The following is a 17,974-nucleotide window of genomic DNA, read 5'->3' on the forward strand; positions in this document are numbered from 1 at the left end:
GGCGGGCCTAGGCCCGCCTTTCGCCTAGCACTTGGCCTTTTTAACCACTAGCTTGAGGCGGGCCTTTTCGTTTTTGAGGCTCATAAGACGATACTTAGGACTACGTTTAATGAGAGAGAGGATATCGGCGCAAGTGTCGGGATCGTTACAGGAAAGATAAACTGTCCGCCCACAGGGTGAATCCTGGAGCACCTTTTTGGCCTCTCCATAGGTCATCATGATTCACCTCCTACCCATGGTAGAGTTTTTATTTTAAAAGAATTTCAGCTTCTTGAAAAGCTCCTAGGCTGTAAAGACCGTCCCCCAAGAGATGATTAGCTCCTCTTTTTCTTGGGCCAACTTGCGGGCCACTTTCTTGATGGTCTCTAAAGTGAGCCCCAGACTGCGGGGAACCTTAAGGGCCGTTTGCTGCCGCCGTGGATCCCCCCCTAGTCCCAAAGGGTAGGTTATCGCATCAGCTACATATATTAGTCCAGCCAGGTTGGAAGAATCCTTCGTTTCGGTCGGTTGGTGATGCCATCTGATGCCCTTAACAATAGGTTCGGGGAAATTCCAGCTCTCGGCCAGATAAGCTCCCACCTCAGCATGGGAGACCCCAAACCTTCCCTCGGCCTCGGTCAGGGAAAGGCTCTCTTCCCGACTCAATTTGAATATCCTGGCAAAGTCCTCTGGTAAATAAAGATAGATAATAAAGCGACCAATATCGTGAAGGAGCCCGGCTGTATATAGGGCCTCTGTATCAGAGGATAGCTCCTTGCCCAGATATTCTGCAGCTCGAGCAGTAACCACTGCGTGAAGCCAGAGATTATTGAGATCAAACTCCTCAAAAGGGCGGCTATTCTCTACAAACTGAGTCAAAGCCAGGGCTAAGGTTATGTTTTTAACCTCAACAAATCCAAGCCTCATAATAGCCTGCCTCAAGGAGACTACGGGTTGCCCTCCCCGGTAAAGAGGAGAGTTAGAAACCTTGAGGATCTTGGCAGCCAGCGCCTGATCATCCTTGATGATCTCCTCTAACTCCTGGGCCGAGATATCGTCCGTCTCTAAGGCCTGAAGGACCTTTTGGACGGTAAGGGGGATCGTTGGTAGGGTGTCTATGTTTTTGAGCTTTTCAAGGACTTCCATAGATTCATCTCCCATCAATTCATCGGAATTATTGGCCGCCTGCTTGAGTCTCAGTTAAGAAGCCTGTCTCCCCCGTCGATAAGAAAAATGAGACATTTTCCTGGAATAACATTTTCCTGGAATAAAAGGGTGAGCGGTATGGCCGATTTTATCCTAACCCCTGAAAGAATCGAACAGACAAAGGCCCTTTTTGAAGAGGCCCTTATATCCACAGGGGTTCACATGGCCCTTCTGATTGATGAGGCCGGGAACATCCTCGTCGACACCGGGGATAATAAAGGCCTGGATACAGTTTCGCTGGCGGCTTTAGCCGCAGCCAATTTCGGAGCCACCTGCGAAATTGCCCGAATGATTGGAGAAGAGGACTTCACCCTCCTTTTTCATAAAGGCAAAAAAGAAAGTGTTCATTTCAGCAAAATAGGCCCCCATCTCATTCTGGTACTTATCTTCGGTGATGACATCTCCCTGGGGGTAGTCCGGCTTAAGGCCGCCCAAGTAGCCCAGGAAATCGCTAAGATCTTTGGTTCAGACGGCAGGGGAAATGGCGCTAATTGATCTCAGTCGTAAAGAGATTCACTGTAAGATTGTCTATTACGGACCAGGTAGATGTGGCAAAACAACCAATCTTCTCCACATCTATAAGAATATTTCTGATAATCACCGTGGGCAATTGCTTACCATAGAAACCAAGGGGGAAAGGACCCTTTTCTTTGATCTTTTGCCCGTCCATCTGGGCAAGATCAAAGGGCTAAACATCCGTATCCAACTCTACACCGTACCCGGCCAGACCCTTTATCGCTCTACCCGAAAACTCGTCCTCAAAGGGGTTGATGGCTTGGTCTTTGTGGCTGATAGTCTCAGGGTCCGCAGAGAGAAAAATATCGAAAGCCTCTTAGATCTCAAAAACAATCTCCGGGAATACAATCTTGATATCAGCAACATCCCCCTTGTCTTTCAGTATAACAAAAGAGATTTGATTAAGACCGGAGTCCCCATACTCTCCATTGAAGAGCTGGAAAGGGACCTCAACAGTGAACTCAAGGCCCCCTACTACGAGGCAGTAGCCACTCAAGGTATTGGGGTCTTTGAGACCCTTAAACATATAAGCAAACTTACAGTTTTACATGTGGCCCGGAAGTACATCTACCGGGATACCCAGGCCGCATAATTTTTAGGAGGAAGAGATGGCTCCCGACCTTCCCGACAGGTCAGACTTTGAGGCCGAAATCGAAGCCGCCATTGAGAAGGTCTTCGAGCCGGTAATCGAAAAGCCGGCTACCGAAAAGAAGACACCTTCGCCCCCTGCTCCAGAGCCCGAACCTAAAACAGAAAAACCCGGAGGAGAGACCCCAGAGGTCTCCAGACCAGAACCAATCCTTGAACTTATTCCCGAAGAGGAAAAGGAGGAGAAGCCCTCTGGAAAAGTACCCGCCTCCAGCCCCAACGAGGCGGGAGATGCCTCAGGAGATGATTTTATCAGCCTCTCTTTGGAAGAGATCGCTCCTCAAGAAGAAATTGGCCAAATAGAGGAGATCACCGAGACAGACGAAGCAGAACCAGCATCACCAACTGAAGGAGAAAAAAAACCAGAGTTTGTTACCCTCCTTGAGCCTGTTGAGGCCTCCATTCTGGCCCTTGATTGGGAAGTATCACCAAGATACCTGGAGGAATTCAAACAGTGGCTTGAGAGGCTGAAGGCCTTTGGAGGGCCAGTGGCCGAAATTGCTGCTCTTATGGATAAGGCCGCCCAAAGACTTAAAGATCCCTCAAAGGCTACCCCAGAAACCATGGCCCTCCTCTATCGAGCCCTAGGACTTCTTAAGGCCTTAAGCCAGGGGAAAGATATCTCTAAAGGACTAGAAAAACTTCAAAAAGAACTAGGAGAGACCAAAGCCCCACCACCTGAGACCCCGGAAGGCATTCGGGATCTATTAGAACTTCAGAGCAACATACTGAAGAAATGTCTTCATCTTATCCAGACATTTGAACGTCTCTTCCGAAAGGCCCGAGGATTGGATCGACTAGCGGAGACATGTGCCCAGATGAAATCAGAGATCGAATTTGCCCTTTCTATCGCCCCGGAATGGATAGATATAGACCTTGAGGTCTCTGGCAAAAACCTCCTCCTTCCCCAACAAGGCCCCAGGCCAGAGGAGCCCCAAGAAGAAAAAGAACCTGAGATCACCCCTCCAGACTACAAAGTAATCCACTGTTTTGCTGGTGAAAGGGAATTTGTTGTTCCCGAAAAACAGGTTGGCTTTCTCGATAAACTCCCTAAACGCCTCCAAAAGAAGCTGGTCAACAATCGAGTCTTTAAGGCCTATTGGTTAAAATGGCCTTTTATACGGTTAAACAAGAAATTCCGAGGAGCCTTAAGCCAGATCTCCGAAAATCGTCTTCTGACCTTCTCTGCCCCCTATATCCCCTTAAGCCCTACAGCCGAGACGGTCCTCATCCTTTGGGACGGCCAAAAAGGATTGGCCCTGGGCATCGACGAGGCTTTGGAATTTGAGCTCTCCCCCAAGGCTAAACTTTTCCCGGCCGAGGGGGCTATTGGGTTGGTGGAGATAGATGGTGAAAAAATTCCCTACTACGACCTGGAACATATAAAGGAAAACTTTTGGGGTCAGGATCTATGAAGGCAGAAATCCCTGAAGAGATCAAAAAGAGACTCATCGAAGCCGAGGTTTACCTAGACCAGGGCTTAATAGACGAGGCCCGGTCTGTCTATGAGACCCTGCTTAAGGAGCTACCAGAACTTGCTCCTGAAGACGGAGACGGCCTTCGAGAAGAGATTCAGAAAAAACTAGCCACTTTAGGGCAGGAATCCTCTGATAGTCACGAGGCCCCGGTGCTCCTTGAGGTGGATGAAAACGAGAAGGCTTTTCTCAACGCCATTGCCCTTAAAGATTCCGGATTTCTGCCCGAGGCCATAAATGAATTCCGCCGTCTTATTGAAAAAGGGTACCGGGAGTTTGAATGCTGGCGTCACCTGGGAGAGGCCTATATCAGCCACGGCATGATATATGAGGGTATCGAGGCTCTGAAAAAGGCCCTTGAGGCCCCCGGAGTGGGGACAGATCAATACCTTGATACCTGTTATCGAATCGGCTTGGCCCTAGAGACCGCAGGAGCCTATACTAAGGCCATTCAATATTATGAAAAAGTCAAGGAGATCAATCCCTCTTATCTCAATGTTGCCGAACGCATTGAGGAACTTTCCCGTCAGGTAGAGCGTTTCGGTCGTTTCTATTACCTGATCCAGAAAAAGATTATCACCGAAGAGGATTTCGAAGAGGCCACCAAGTTGGCCAAGGAGAGGGGAACCTCCATTGAAAAGACCCTCATTGAGGACTTTGGGGTTCCCAAAGAAGAGGTTGGCAAGGCCTTGGCCGAGTTCTATAAACGTCCCTTTGTGGAATTCAATGAGCTTGAGGCCGGTGAAAAACCCTCTTGTCTTGAGGGAGTAAGAGAACAGTTTTTAAGGGCCAATGTCTGTGTCCCTATACTGGAGAAGCCGGGGGGCACTGTCGTGGTGGCCATAGATAACCCCAATGATATTGTCAAAATAGACGCCATCCGCCGGGTCATAAAGGCCAAAAATCTAGAGTTTGTCGTGGCCCTGCGCGAAGATATCAATCAATTTATTGATTATTTTTACGGAAAGTATGGCCTCACAGAAGAAGATGAAGACGTCTTCAGCCAGCTTGAAGTCATCCCTGAAGAAGAGGAGGAGTAGACCGAGGAGACCCCGGAGGCAGAAAATGTAGTTGTCCAATTGGCTAACCGCATCTTGGAAGATGCCTACAATAAAGGAGCCTCAGATATACATATTGAAAGCCTTTCCGGGAAAAGAGGGGCCCGGATACGCTTCCGGATAGACGGAGACTGTATTCACTATCAGGATGTTCCCTACGCCTATAAAAAGGCCTTGGTCTCCCGGTTTAAGATCATGGCTGACCTTGACATTGCCGAAAAAAGACTCCCTCAGGATGGGAAGATCAAGTTCCGGATGCGGAATGGCCGAGTGTTTGAAGTCCGGGTGGCAACCCTGCCAACCATCGATAACAATGAGGATGTGGTCATGCGAATCCTTGCCGCTGTTGAGGCCATGCCGCTGGATAAAATCGGGCTCCGTGAAGAGAATTTGGAAAAATTTAGAAAAGCCTTGGAGCTGCCTTACGGCCTGATTCTGGTGGTAGGCCCTACAGGGTCAGGTAAGACTACCACCCTCCATGCCGCCCTGGGCTATGTCAATCGCTCAGAGAAAAAGATCTGGACGGCCGAAGACCCGGTTGAGATTGTCCAGGAAGGATTGCGCCAAGTCCAGGTAAGGCCCAAAATCGGCCTAACCTTTGCCCGAGCCCTAAGGGCCTTTCTTCGGGCCGATCCAGATATCATTATGATTGGTGAAACCAGAGATGAGGAAACCGCTCATATCGTTATCGAGGCCTCCCTCACCGGACACTTGGTCTTCACCACCCTTCACACCAACAGTGCAGCCGAGACTATTGTCCGCCTTTTAGGAATGGGTATGGACCCTTACAACTTCGCTGATGCCCTTTTGGCTATCCTTGCCCAGCGGCTGGCTAAAAAGCTCTGTAGCTGTAAGGAACCCTATGAACCCGGCCCCAAGGAGATCGAAGAAATCCTTTATGAATATGGTGACCATCCAGTCCATCCCTTGCGGGCCGAAGACCTCAAGGGAATCACCCTCTACCGTCCCAAAGGGTGCTCCCGTTGCCATAAAACAGGCTATCGAGGAAGAATGGCCATCCATGAGCTTTTGGTCGCTAGCGATACCATCCGGGAGCTTATCCAGAAACGGGCCCCAGTGGCCGAGATAAGGGACCAAGCAATGACCGAAGGGATGCTCACCCTTAAACAAGATGGCATCCTCAAAGTGCTTGAAGGACATACTGACGTCAAACAGATACGGGCCGTCTGTCTGCGTTAGACCACCTCAAGACGAACGACCGGACAGGTCATGGTGTGCTGGATATCATCGATAGTTTGAATCTTAGAGAGAACCATATCTGAAAGGGCGTCGTGGTCTTCGGTCTCTACCTCGGCAATGATGTCATAAGGGCCCATGATGACATCCAGCCTTCTTACCTCTGGCATCTCTTTAAGCCGACGGGCTACCTCTGCCGTCCGACCAATACGAGTATTAATAAGAATGTAGGCCTTGAGCATCCCGGACCTCCATATGATTGGGTCTTTATATGAGAATAGGGCCAGCCTAGAACAAGGTCAACCCGAAAGCCCGTTCAGTTAGGCTCCATACAATTGACTTATCAGGCTCCGCCGTTTTAAATAAGCCCCTCTTAAGGAGACAAAAGCTCTCTTTTTAGGGAAATTTTTGCTTCAAGGAGGGGCTAATGCCCTACGCCGCTGTGCGAGGTTTTAAGGATATCCTTCCTGGTGAGGCCTCCCGTTGGGCCTGGGTAGAGGCCCGGGCCAGAGAGGTTCTTACAAGCTATAATTTTCGGGAAATACGCATCCCTGTCCTCGAGAAAACAGAACTTTTTGCCCGCTCTATCGGGGCCTCCACTGATATTGTCGAAAAGGAGATGTACTCCTTCCTTGATCGAAGTGGTGAATCCGTCACCATGAGGCCTGAGGCCACTGCTGGAATCATCCGCTCAATTATCGAAAATAATCTCTATCGGCAGACCGCGGTCCTCAAGCTTTTCACCATTGGTCCCATGTTTCGCTACGAGCGCCCCCAAAAGGGTCGTCTTCGCCAATTTCACCAGATAGACGTAGAGGTAATAGGCGCCGAGGAAGCCACTACAGATGCAGAGGTCATCGTCTTGGCCCTGGACCTCCTCGAGACTCTAAAGGTTAGAGGGGTTCGTTTGGAAATAAACTCCCTGGGATGTCCTCTCTGTCGTCCAAATTTTAGAGAAAAACTTCAGGCCTTTCTCAGGCAACAAGAGGGGCTTTGTCCGGATTGTCAGAGACGAAAAGATACCAATCCTCTCCGGGCTCTTGATTGCAAGAACAAAACCTGCCAAGCCCTCTATACTGAGGCCCCGCTAATAGGAGACTTTCTCTGTCGGGCTTGTCGGAAGCACTTTGGGGAGCTTAAAAAGACTCTGGAGACCCTGAAGATCGCCTATGAGGTTAATCCTCGTTTGGTCCGGGGGCTAGATTATTACATCCGGACCACCTTTGAAGTTATTGCCTCTGGCTTGGGAGCTCAGAATACAGTGGCTGCTGGAGGTCGCTATGATGGACTGATGGCCGAACTCGGGGGCCCCCAGGCCCCAGCCATAGGCTTTGCCATCGGGATGGAGCGCCTTCTTCTGATCGCCGATATCCCGGAAGAGATAGAACCACCGCTGGCCCTATTCTTTGCTCCCTTGGGGGAAAAAGCGATAAGGGTAAGCCTGGGGTTGGCCAGAGAGCTACGCCAGCGGAGAGTCACGGTAGAGGTAGATCATGCCCCTCGAAGCCTTAAGGCCAAGATGCGTCGAGCCCATCGCCTGGGGGCAAGATTGGTAGCCATCATCGGAGAAGAAGAGCTTGCCAAACAGAAGGCCATCATCAGGAATATGGAAACCCATCAACAGGAAGAGGTAGCCCTTCAAGCCGAAGTCATCTGGAAGACGGTAGTCAAAGCCATAGAAGTCTAAAGAAGAGCGAATCGGGAGGGATCATGCAAGATTTAGGAGATTGGAAGAAGACCCATCATTGTAATGCCCTAAGGGCCTCTGATATCGACCAAGAGGTCTGCCTGATGGGCTGGGTATTGAGACGACGCGATCATGGGGGATTGATATTCATTGATCTGCGCGATCGGGAAGGTATAACCCAGGTAGTCTTCTCTCCCGATGTTGACCAGGCCTCCCATGAACAGGCCCATCGTCTGAGGAGTGAATACGTCATCGCTGTGAAGGGCTTTGTCAGACGACGGCCGGAAGGGATGGAAAATCTCAAACTTCCCACTGGGGAAATCGAAGTCGCTGTCAAGGAGCTCCGAATCCTAAATACCTCCAAGACCCCTCCCTGGCCCCTTGATGAAGATTTAGAGGTCTCTGAAAGCCTGCGTCTGCGTTATCGTTATCTTGATCTTAGAAGACCGGAGATGTACCGGAACCTTCTCCTGAGGCATCAAGTAGCCCAGGCTTGCCGTCAATATTTGAATTCCCAGGGATTCCTGGAGGTAGAGACCCCTTTTCTGACCAAAAGTACCCCGGAAGGAGCCCGGGATTTTCTCATTCCCTCAAGGCTTAATCCCGGACGGTTTTACGCCCTGCCTCAGTCACCACAGCTCTTTAAGCAGATTCTGATGATCGCTGGTTTTGAACGTTATTATCAGATTGTCCGCTGTTTTCGAGACGAAGATCTTAGGGCCGACAGGCAACCTGAATTCACCCAGCTTGACCTGGAGATGTCCTTTATAGACGAAGAAGATATCCTTTCCCTCATGGAGGGACTGATCAGCTATATCTTCAAAGAAACCTTGGGGATCGATCTGCCTTGCCCCTTCCCCCGGCTGACCTACGAGGAGGCCCTTGACCGCTACGGCCTTGATCGTCCTGATCTCCGGTTTGGATTGGAGCTGGTCGATCTGTCTTCGCTCTTCAAGGAAACTGGCTTTAAAGTCTTTCGGCAGGCCATTGAATCCGGAGGGGTGGTCAAGGCCCTTAAGGCCCCAGCAGACTTTTCCAGGAAAGATCTAGACGAGCTGACCAGTTTTGTTGCTAGTTTTGGAGCCAAAGGGCTGGCCTGGATAAAGGTCCGCGAAGATGGCCTTCAGGCCCCAATTGTCAAATTCTTCCGCCCCGAGGAGATCGAAGGCCTAAAGGACCAACTTGATCTTAAACCCGGAGAGACGGTCTTTTTTGGCGCTGATGAACGGGCGGTAGTCAATCGCGTCCTGGGCGAATTAAGGCTGGAGTTGGCCAGACGCCTTGATCTTATCCCCCAAGGGGTCTTTGTCCCCCTTTGGATCCTTGATTTCCCCATGTTTGAGTTTGACGACGAAGAAGGACGCTGGGTCGCTGTTCATCATCCTTTTACCGCCCCTAAGGTCGAAGATCTCTACCTCCTTGAGAGTAATCCCGGCCAGGTTCGCTCCCGGGCCTATGATTTGGTCTTAAATGGGGTAGAGGTAGGGGGAGGTAGCATCCGTATCCACCGGAAGGATGTCCAGGAAAGGGTTTTTTCTCTTCTGCAGATCTCCCCGGAAGAGGCTGAGGAGAAGTTCGGCTTTCTCCTTGAGGCTTTGACTTACGGCGCTCCTCCTCATGGGGGTATTGCCTTGGGTTTTGATCGTCTGGTAATGCTAATGGCGGGCTGTGAATCAATACGCGAGGTTATTGCCTTCCCCAAGACCCAGAAGGCCCAGTGTCTTCTAACTGGGGCACCCAGTCCGGTGGCCATGACTCAGCTGGCCGAGCTCTACATCAAGCCGGGCTGGCTTAAAGAAAGCAAATAAAGGAGTAGATTATGCCGAGATGGAACCCTTATCGTCGTCTCCTGGATCACGAACACACCAAGTTCTGGCGACATGAGCTCAAAGATGTCGCCGAACCCAATCTGATGAAGGAGATTTTTCCCTACGATCAGGTCCCCTTGATCGACTTTGATCACAAGTTTTTGGCCCCTTCTCCAGCCGAAGAGATCTTCATCACTGACACGACCTTTCGTGATGGCCAACAGGCTAGGCCTCCCTACACTGTGGATCAGATAGTCACCCTCTTTGACTTTCTTCACCGGCTAGGCGGAGACCTAGGAGTTATTCGCCAGAGCGAATTCTTCCTCTACACCAAGAAGGATCGTGAGGCGGTGGAGAGGTGTCTTGAGCGGGGCTACCGCTATCCAGAGATTACGGGTTGGATCCGGGCCAAGGCCGAAGATATGAAGCTGGTCAAGGAAATGGGACTCCGGGAAACTGGGATACTGACTTCGGTTTCTGATTATCACATCTTCCTCAAACTAAAAAAGACCCGCCGCCAAGTAATGGAAGATTACTTGGCAATTGTTAAGGCCGCTCTGGAACTGGGAATTGTTCCTCGATGTCATTTTGAGGACATAACCCGGGCCGATATCTTTGGTTTTGTCATACCCTTTGCCCAGGAATTAATGAAGCTCCGGGAAGAATCGGGAATCAATATCAAGATTCGCCTCTGCGATACCTTGGGGCTGGGGATAACCTATCCAGGCGCCGCCCTTCCTCGCAGTGTTCCCAAGCTGGTCAGAGCGATGATCGACGAAGCCGGAGTTCCCGGAGAGCTCTTGGAATGGCACGGGCACAATGACTTCTATAAGGCCCTGATCAACGCCACGACAGCTTGGCTTTATGGCTGTGCTGCCATAAACGGCACCTTGTTGGGCTTTGGAGAACGGACCGGCAACACCCCTATCGAGGCCCTGATAATTGAATACATTGCCCTTCGGGGGGACGACCATGGGATCGACACTACAGTAATTACCGATATCGCCGAATATTTTGAGCGGGAGCTTAATCATCACATACCCCCCAATCAGCCCTTTGTCGGTTCGGAGTTCAACGCCACCAAGGCTGGCATCCACATCGATGGACTTCTCAAAAACGAAGAAATCTACAACCCGTTCAATACGGCCAAGATCCTCAAACGTCCAGTATCAATCATCATTACCGACAAAAGTGGAACCGCTGGCATTGCTTACTGGGTCAATACCCACTTTGGCCTTACAGGTCCTCGGGCGATAGACAAACGACATCCAGGAGTAAGCAAGATCTACAAGTGGATCATCAAACAGTACGAAGGTGGCCGGATAACCTCCATCTCCCATGAGGAGATGATGCGTCTTTGTCGTAAATATCTACCCGAGCTTTTTGTCTCCGAGTTTGACCGTCTCAAGGCCAAGGCCTATGATCTGGCAGCCAGCATCGTCGAAGAGCTGGTGGAAAGGGAAGAGATCCGCTCTATGGATCCAGCCAAGATCGAACCCGTCCTCAAACAGATCCTGGAGGAGAATCCTTTTATTCAGTTCATTTATGTAGTCGATATTGAAGGGCGGAAGATAACCCGCAACATCACCCATCCTGAAGACCGGGGCAAATACGCCCACAGTGGTCTTGGAGACGACTTTTCTGACCGAGCTTGGTTTATCGGCCCCCTTAAGGACGGCAAGGTTCATGTTACTGACTTCTATACCTCACGGATCACAGGGGCTCTATGCATTACGGTCTCCGCTCCTATCCGAAACGAATATGAGGAGATAGTCGGTGTCCTCGGGGTGGACATCCGCTTTGAGGATTTGGCTAAGATGGAGGAAAACGGAGAAATTTGATCAAGACGTTGATCATATTTTTGGGGCAGGTGGTCATTATCTCCTTATCCGGAGTGATGGCCCCTGGCCCCCTTACAGCTGCCACAGTCGGCCAGGGCCTTAAAGACCGATGGGCCGGGGTTTGGATAACCTTAGGCCATGGGCTTATAGAAATCCCCTTGATGATTATCCTCCTTCTGGGCTTAAGCCACCATTTACAGAATCCCCTGGCCAGCAAAATTATCGGTCTCCTGGGTGCTGGGATCCTCCTCTGGATGGGAATCGATCTGGCCCGATCACCAACCAATTTTATCAAGACTAAGGCCCATTTCTCTCCTTTGATCTCAGGTCTTCTCCTTTCGGCTGGCAACCCCTATTTTCTCCTCTGGTGGGCTACCATAGGGGCCAGTCTGATAACTAGATCCTTAAAATTTGGCTTCTTAGGTTTTATTCTTCTGGCCACCGCTCACCTCCTCTGCGACCTGATCTGGCTAACCCTCCTGTCTCGAGCGGCCCATCGGGGAGGAAGCCTCCTTTCCCCTAAAATCCAACGTCTAGTTTATATAGCCTTGGGAATCGGTCTCATGGGGCTTGGGATCTCCTTCCTTCGAGAGGCTTTGATTTAAAATTGCTTTCCCTGAAGACTTTATTTGATTATTTTGAATAGGCTTCCAATAGATACGGGGAACCTATCATGTTTCAAGAACCCAAAAGCGGAGGAGTCTCTAAAGGATTTCAGGCCATCCCTGGGATGATCAAAGGTCTTTTCTGGCTATTTTTTATCTGGCTTGCCATCTGGCCTTTTGTCCAACAGCAAGCTTTAGAGAAGGAACGTTTGGCTTTAATGCGCCAGATGGAAGAGGCCCGAGGCAGCCGAGTTATCACTCTTATCCATCGTCAGGAGTCCCTATCTATCTTGGGAATCCCGGTTTATCACTACATAGATATCGATGATTCTGAAGCCATCTTGCGAGCCATCAGGTTGACCCCTGAGGAGATGCCTATAGACCTAATTCTTCACACTCCAGGGGGGTTAGTCTTGGCTGCCGAACAGATTGCTCGGGCCCTCAAAGAGCACCCTGGCAAGGTAACCGTCTTTATTCCCCATTACGCTATGAGTGGCGGTACCCTCATTGCCCTGGCCGCTGATGAAATCGTCATGGATAAAAATGCTGTCCTTGGCCCGGTAGATCCCCAATTTGTCTCTGGGAGAACAGAAGTAGTAGCAGCAGCCTCTATTCTTCGAGTCTTAAAAGAAAAACCCCTTGAGAAGATCTCTGATGAAACCCTAATGATGGCCGACCAGGCAGAAAAGGCCCTAAGACAGGTAAAAGATTTCGTCTATAAACTCTTAAAGGACAAACTTCCCTCCGAAAAGGCCTCCCTTCTAGCCCAGAAGCTTTCTCAAGGAACCTGGACCCACGATTATCCCATCTTTGTTAGTGAGGCCCGGGCCATGGGGCTTCCGGTAAAAACCAATGTTCCCCAGATAGTCTATGAACTTATGGCCCTTTATCCGCAGGCCCGAGGGGCTAAACCTTCGGTGGGCTACATCCCTTTGCCCTACAAGCAGGAAGGGTCTAAGACTGGAGGGAGGACCTGATGGCCTGGAAGCGGGGCTATGTCCAGGTATATACTGGACCGGGCAAGGGTAAGACTACAGCCGCCTTGGGTTTGGCCGTTCGGGCCGCTGGGGCTGGGCTTTCGGTCTTCTTCGCCCAATTTGCCAAGGCTGGAGACTATAGCGAGATCAAGGCCCTTTCCCGTTTTGCAGATCTTATTACCGTACGTCAGTACGGTACGGGAGTCTTTGTTCGGGGAAGGCCCAGCTCCATGGAGCTGGCTGCAGCCAGAGAAGGGCTTAAAGAAATAAAATCCATCCTTAAATCCCAAGAATATCGGTTAGTAATCCTAGATGAAGCAAATGTAGCCATCAGGTTCGGCCTTCTACCCCTTGAGGAGATCCTCGATCTCATAAAAGGAAAACCAGAGCCTGTAGAACTTGTTCTCACCGGGCGCTGGGCGCCCGATGAGATCATTGAGGCCGCAGACCTGGTCACCTATATGGAGGCCGTCAAGCACTACTACCAAACCGGGGTTAAGGCCCGGGTTGGCATTGAAAAATAGTCCTTAATCTAAAGAGGCCCTACCGTAATGGTCTTTTTCTTCTTATCTCTGACGACTTCGACTATCACCTTATCCCCTTTGTTTTTGCCGTAGAGAATAAGGCGTAAATCAGCCACGGTTTTGATAGGCTGGCTATCAGCAGCAATAATGATATCTCCTTTTTTGAGGCCAGCCTTCTCCGCCGGGCTTTCCTCGGCCACCCCTTTTATCTCCAGACCATCTTCAGTCTCCTTGAGGTAAACTCCCAGCTTTACCCCTGTTGGGGCTTTAACCGGAGCCGGATAGAGGACATAGTCGGCCAAGCCGGGCTCCAGCCTCTCCCCACTTGACATCACTAAGATACTGTAAGGGACTTTGTGGCGTCGCCAGACTCGATCTGGTATCCCGGCACTATACATAACGTGGCCTTTACCAACAATGACCACCATGACCTCTTCGGGGTGTTCCTTGAGATATTTGACGATGGCCAAGGCCATGGCCTCGTCCCAAAGGATCTGACTCTGGTAGAAAGTCTCAAAATCCTTGACATCACCCTCGGGATGTTGCTCAAAGACCTTCTTTAACCGGGCCCGATAGACCTCGTTAGAAAAGTCAAGCTCCCCCGGCACCCAGACCTTTTCCTCCGGGCTTAATTCCTCAAGACCTTTGCGGGCCACCTTCTCGGAGATCTCCTTGGGAATATTAAGGGCCACTACCGGCAGACCTTTTTCCTTAGCGTAGTCAAGGATCGGTTTATAGAGCCGGAAATCCATTCCCCAGCGCTTAAAATACTCTGTCTTTTTAAGAAAGGTGAATTCATCAATTCGACCAGCCAGATAATCGTCCAGGACCGGCTGATAAGGCTGTTGAAACATCTCCATACCTATGGCCACCTTGAGACCAAACCGCTCCACCAGGGCCCGGATGATCTCTAATTGAGTGAGGTGGTGGGAATACTCATCATGTTGCTCCCCTAGATAGATCACCCTATCGCGAGCCAGACGGGGTAAGATATCCGTAAGAGACGTCAGCCGGGAGATATCCACGGCTGGTATCTCTTGAATCAGCTCCAAGCGATGTCCCTTACCCACCGGTGCCTCCCGAAGAACTGTTTCTCCTCCGCCCAGATAGACCTCCTGATAGCGCCCGAGGTGAAGGATACGGGGGAAGAGACGCTTGGTGGCCTCTGGATCCTCGACAAGCACCAGGGCCACGAAATGATTGGAAGCCCAGGGACTTCTCTTAACCCCCAGGAAGAAACCATGCCCCTGCCAAGCCGAGGCCTCAAAGAGTCCTTTCAAGGCCCCCGGAGGACCTTGTTGGCTGATAAAGAGGAGGTCCATGGTCTCCTGATCAAAATCTGTCAGGCGCTTAGGGGGAATGATCACCGCTCCTCGACGCAAGAGGTAATCAACCAGAGGTCTGGCTAGGGCCTGTTCCTCAGGACCAGCGACAATTCCTATACCCCTGGCTCCCAAAAGTCGCCAAATACAGGGAGGATATTCATCATCGGCCAAATAACGCAAAAGATCATAGCCTGGGTCTAGAATCAGGGTCTGAGGGCGAGAGGAAAGATTGACATTGACCACCTGACGCCTTTCTTTGAGCTCAATAAAGATGTTCTTTTCCTCGGATTCGGTGATCACCTTAAGAGGGACAGAGACCCTAAAGATTGGCCCCTCCTGAATAAGGGAGAAGGTGAGGACAAAGCCTGAGTCTTTTGGAGTGACCAAGGCCCCACTAAGCTTAATTTTGGGAACCACCCGGCTCTCCAACCACTGGGAAAAAAAATCCGAGAGATCTTGGCCGCTGACCTCGGAAAAGACTCCCTCCAAATCTTCCCAACCGACCCGACGGAAGAGATTCTCTTTCCAGAAACGACGCACCCCTCTGAGGAAAACGTCCTCCCCTAAGGTCTTTTTGAGCATATGGAAGAACATAGCCCCTTTATTGTAGCCGATGACCTTAGAGAGCCGATCATAGCGGCCGTAGAAGTCCTTAAGAGCTCCACCCTCAGCTCCTGCAAAACTCTGATATTCCACCAACAGCCGGTGCCGGTAGGCTACTCCTTCGCCTTTTGCCTCGGCCAGGCTATGGTCCGCCAAATAGGTTGTCAATCCTTCTGACCAGTTGCCGGTAGCCTCATCAACAAAGACACTACAGCCCAGCCACTGGTGAAGGACCTCATGGGGAAGGGAGGTCTCGGGGATAAAGGGAAGGCGCATCACCTTGCTTCCCAGAAGAATGACCCCGGGAAAGGAATAACCCACCTCGTAAGGACTCTCCACCACTGCCAGACGCCGATAGACAAAGGGGCCTATCTTCTCTGAATAGAGGCGGAGATAGGCTATGGTTTTCTCCAGATAAAGAACCGTCAGGTTAGGATCTTCAGAAAGGGTATAGACGGCCACGGTGGTCTCCCCTTCCTTGCGATCGGCAATATGGTAGGGGCCGGCGACCAGGGGTGGGGGCTCAGTAGGATGGGGAAATTTGAAGCGATAGTAGCGTCCTTTCTTCTTACGTTTGACCTTTATTTCATCGGCCGGGGCTATGGCCCGAAATTTGTGGGGAACTACGGCCGTAAGATGATAGACGGCCAGATCCCTAGGGGCAGGGAACCATCCTCCTGTAAGAAGAATTCCCTTAGGGGAGATGGCATTGGCCGCCAAGGCCTCCCCTCCTTGGCTAAAATGAAGTCCCCGAGGATCAAAGCGAGCGATAAAGTTGATTTTCAGCCGGCGGTTGTGCCCCAAGGCCATTATCCGAAAGGCATTACCCTCTATCTCCGGTTCAATGGCCTTGCCGGCCAGAGATACCGATCGAAGCACTATATTGCCGACCTCAAACCAGACCACCTTCCCGTTAGGAAGATCGGTGGTCAGGGTGCCCCGGAGGAGATGATCCTTGAGGCTGAAGGAGACAAAGAGGTTGATCTTTAAGGGCTCTTCTTCTTTGGCCAGGGATTGAGGGGGAGAGAGGAACAGGGAAAGGATAACAAGGACAAGCAACCATCGAAAAACCATGGAGCCTCCTTAAAAAACTGGCCTGGAAAAATTCTGTTTTAAATACCATGTCCCTTGGAGGTGGTCACCCCCGGATGCTGCTCACCAGGGAACGGACCAATGAAGGATTGCTGTCAAAATGAAGATGGATATAACTTCCCAGCACCCTATCCCTCAAAAAACCCTCTTGACCGATCAGTTGGCCGTGAGCATCAAAGACTAGATAGGCCCGGGGACCATCATAGGCCCCTAAAAGATGAGAATAGTGGAATTCGTGGCCTCTGGCCCTTTTCCCTTTAGGGCCAAAGATGGTCTTCCTCTCAAGGAGAATCTCCCTGTAGCCTAGAGCCCGATACCTCGGGCCCATCTCAACCTCAAAGGGGAATATCCCTGCCCAGGGGATAAGCCCTTGGGGACGACGAAGACCGCGAGTGAGAAACATAAAACCGCCGCATTCGGCATATATAGGGATTCCAGAACCCCAGGCCTCTCGGAGATCCTCCTTGAGGGCCCGGTTTTCAGCCAGCCTTTCGGCAAAAAGCTCCGGATATCCCCCACCAAGATAGATACCGGCCACCTTGTCAGGAAGACCTTCTCTTAAAGGAGAAAAGGCCTGAAGAGTGGCCCCTGCAGCCCTTAAGGCCTCAAGGTTTGCCTGATAATAAAAAGAAAAGGCCTCATCAAAAGCATAAACAATAAGAGGACCGGAGGAGGGTACATCCTGAGAGGAAAGACCTTCGGAGGGGATCTCTGGGGCTAGATTGAGAAGCCGATCAAGATCGACCCCGGATTCAATCCAGTCCGCAAGCTGGGAAAGGACCTCCTCTGAGAAAGAAAACCCCTGTGAATCTACCAACCCCAAGTGGCGAGAGGGGATAAACAGCGATTCTTTCCGGGGCAAGGCTCCCAGAACCTTGCTTTGACAATAGGTCTCGATGGCCCTAGTCAGGAGAAATTCATGCCTTTTAGAACCTACTCGGTTAAGGATGACCCCAAGGATTCGGAGATGAGGGTCAAAGGACTCAAAGCCTCGGACCACAGCGGCCACCGAGCGGGCCAGACTCCGGGCCTCAACCACCAGGACCACCGGCAACCCAAGGGCCTTAGCCAGAGCGGCGGTAGATCCGGACTCATCCGTAGCCGAGGACCCATCGAAAAGGCCCATTACCCCTTCGACAACCGCCACCTGTGCCTCTTGGGCTGCCTGACGCAGATAGACAAGATTCTTCTCCAGAGGAATCATCCAATGGTCAAGATTATAGGAAGGTCTTCCACAGATCTTACGATGGTGGCCAGGATCAATAAAATCGGGACCGACTTTAAAAGGAGCCACCTTCAGCCCTCGTCTCACCAAAGCGGCCATTATGGCCAAAGAGACAGTGGTCTTGCCACAACCGGAATGGGTGCCGGAGATGATAAAGCCCTTCATTACAAATTCCCCCTTGAAGGGCAAGAATCTGACCATAAGGCCA

Annotated in this window: 15 protein-coding genes and 1 pseudogene; 11 read left to right on the top strand and 5 right to left on the bottom strand. The window is 50.9% G+C overall.

Annotated elements, in window-relative coordinates; genetic code table 11:
• Positions 1-24 precede the first annotated feature (24 nt).
• Together ACXJJX_RS01930 and ACXJJX_RS01935 are read right to left on the bottom strand one after the other, a co-directional pair.
• On the bottom strand, positions 25-219 hold the full coding sequence (locus ACXJJX_RS01930) for a hypothetical protein (RefSeq protein ID WP_456431355.1): 195 nt from the start codon (positions 217-219) through the stop codon (positions 25-27).
• A 63-nt stretch (positions 220-282) separates the two neighbouring features.
• The gene (locus ACXJJX_RS01935; RefSeq protein ID WP_456431356.1) at positions 283-1,125 is read right to left on the bottom strand and encodes an HDOD domain-containing protein; all 843 of its coding nucleotides are present in this window, start codon (positions 1,123-1,125) and stop codon (positions 283-285) included.
• Positions 1,126-1,263: 138 nt separating this feature from the next.
• Between ACXJJX_RS01935 and ACXJJX_RS01940 the strand changes: the two genes are divergently transcribed.
• The 5 genes and pseudogenes from ACXJJX_RS01940 to ACXJJX_RS01960 all read left to right on the top strand — a co-directional run.
• Positions 1,264-1,680, top strand: coding sequence for a roadblock/LC7 domain-containing protein (locus ACXJJX_RS01940; protein WP_456431357.1), 417 nt, complete (start codon positions 1,264-1,266; stop codon positions 1,678-1,680).
• Positions 1,667-2,293, top strand: coding sequence for a GTP-binding protein (locus ACXJJX_RS01945; protein WP_456431358.1), 627 nt, complete (start codon positions 1,667-1,669; stop codon positions 2,291-2,293). Before ACXJJX_RS01940 ends, ACXJJX_RS01945 begins: the two co-directional genes overlap by 14 nt.
• A gap of 16 nt (positions 2,294-2,309) precedes the next feature.
• The gene (locus ACXJJX_RS01950) at positions 2,310-3,764 is read left to right on the top strand and encodes a hypothetical protein (protein WP_456431359.1); all 1,455 of its coding nucleotides are present in this window, start codon (positions 2,310-2,312) and stop codon (positions 3,762-3,764) included.
• Positions 3,761-4,864 carry a GspE/PulE/PilB domain-containing protein gene (locus tag ACXJJX_RS01955; RefSeq protein ID WP_456431360.1) on the top strand — a complete coding sequence of 368 codons (1,104 nt, stop codon included), beginning with the start codon at positions 3,761-3,763 and terminating at the stop codon, positions 4,862-4,864. The genes ACXJJX_RS01950 and ACXJJX_RS01955 overlap by 4 nt, the downstream gene beginning before the upstream one ends.
• 33 nt (positions 4,865-4,897) lie before the next feature.
• Positions 4,898-6,082, top strand: a pseudogene (locus ACXJJX_RS01960) (GspE/PulE family protein); the annotation flags it as partial.
• On the opposite strand, the gene ACXJJX_RS01965 reads toward ACXJJX_RS01960, so the two are convergent.
• Complete coding sequence (locus ACXJJX_RS01965) at positions 6,079-6,321, bottom strand: Lrp/AsnC family transcriptional regulator (protein ID WP_166032377.1); 243 nt, start codon at positions 6,319-6,321, stop codon at positions 6,079-6,081. The pseudogene ACXJJX_RS01960 and the gene ACXJJX_RS01965 sit on opposite strands and share 4 nt — an antisense overlap.
• A 185-nt stretch (positions 6,322-6,506) precedes the next feature.
• Here ACXJJX_RS01965 and hisS point away from each other — a divergent pair, with 185 nt between their 5' ends.
• From hisS to cobO, 6 genes are all read left to right on the top strand, one after another.
• Positions 6,507-7,766 (top strand): histidine--tRNA ligase, encoded by a 1,260-nt coding sequence (gene hisS, locus ACXJJX_RS01970; RefSeq protein WP_456431362.1) that lies wholly within the window; start codon positions 6,507-6,509, stop codon positions 7,764-7,766.
• A gap of 23 nt (positions 7,767-7,789) precedes the next feature.
• Positions 7,790-9,574, top strand: coding sequence for an aspartate--tRNA ligase (aspS, locus tag ACXJJX_RS01975; RefSeq protein ID WP_456431363.1), 1,785 nt, complete (start codon positions 7,790-7,792; stop codon positions 9,572-9,574).
• Positions 9,575-9,585: 11 nt separating this feature from the next.
• Positions 9,586-11,415, top strand: a complete 1,830-nt coding sequence (locus ACXJJX_RS01980; protein WP_456431365.1) for a triose-phosphate isomerase — start codon at positions 9,586-9,588, stop codon at positions 11,413-11,415.
• Positions 11,412-12,020: a LysE family transporter gene (locus ACXJJX_RS01985; protein ID WP_456431367.1), complete on the top strand. Its 609-nt coding sequence runs from the start codon at positions 11,412-11,414 to the stop codon at positions 12,018-12,020. Before ACXJJX_RS01980 ends, ACXJJX_RS01985 begins: the two co-directional genes overlap by 4 nt.
• Positions 12,021-12,145: 125 nt before the next feature.
• Positions 12,146-12,997 (top strand): SDH family Clp fold serine proteinase, encoded by an 852-nt coding sequence (locus tag ACXJJX_RS01990; protein ID WP_456431397.1) that lies wholly within the window; start codon positions 12,146-12,148, stop codon positions 12,995-12,997.
• Positions 12,997-13,521 (top strand): cob(I)yrinic acid a,c-diamide adenosyltransferase, encoded by a 525-nt coding sequence (cobO, locus tag ACXJJX_RS01995; RefSeq protein WP_456431369.1) that lies wholly within the window; start codon positions 12,997-12,999, stop codon positions 13,519-13,521. Before ACXJJX_RS01990 ends, cobO begins: the two co-directional genes overlap by 1 nt.
• Positions 13,522-13,529: 8 nt before the next feature.
• On the opposite strand, the gene ACXJJX_RS02000 is transcribed toward cobO, so the two are convergent.
• Positions 13,530-16,523: a ChaN family lipoprotein gene (locus ACXJJX_RS02000; protein WP_456431371.1), complete on the bottom strand. Its 2,994-nt coding sequence runs from the start codon at positions 16,521-16,523 to the stop codon at positions 13,530-13,532.
• A gap of 64 nt (positions 16,524-16,587) precedes the next feature.
• Positions 16,588-17,931: a cobyrinic acid a,c-diamide synthase CobB gene (locus ACXJJX_RS02005; RefSeq protein WP_456431373.1), complete on the bottom strand. Its 1,344-nt coding sequence runs from the start codon at positions 17,929-17,931 to the stop codon at positions 16,588-16,590.
• Positions 17,932-17,974 lie beyond the last annotated feature (43 nt).

Source organism: Thermosulfuriphilus sp., assembly GCF_054026695.1.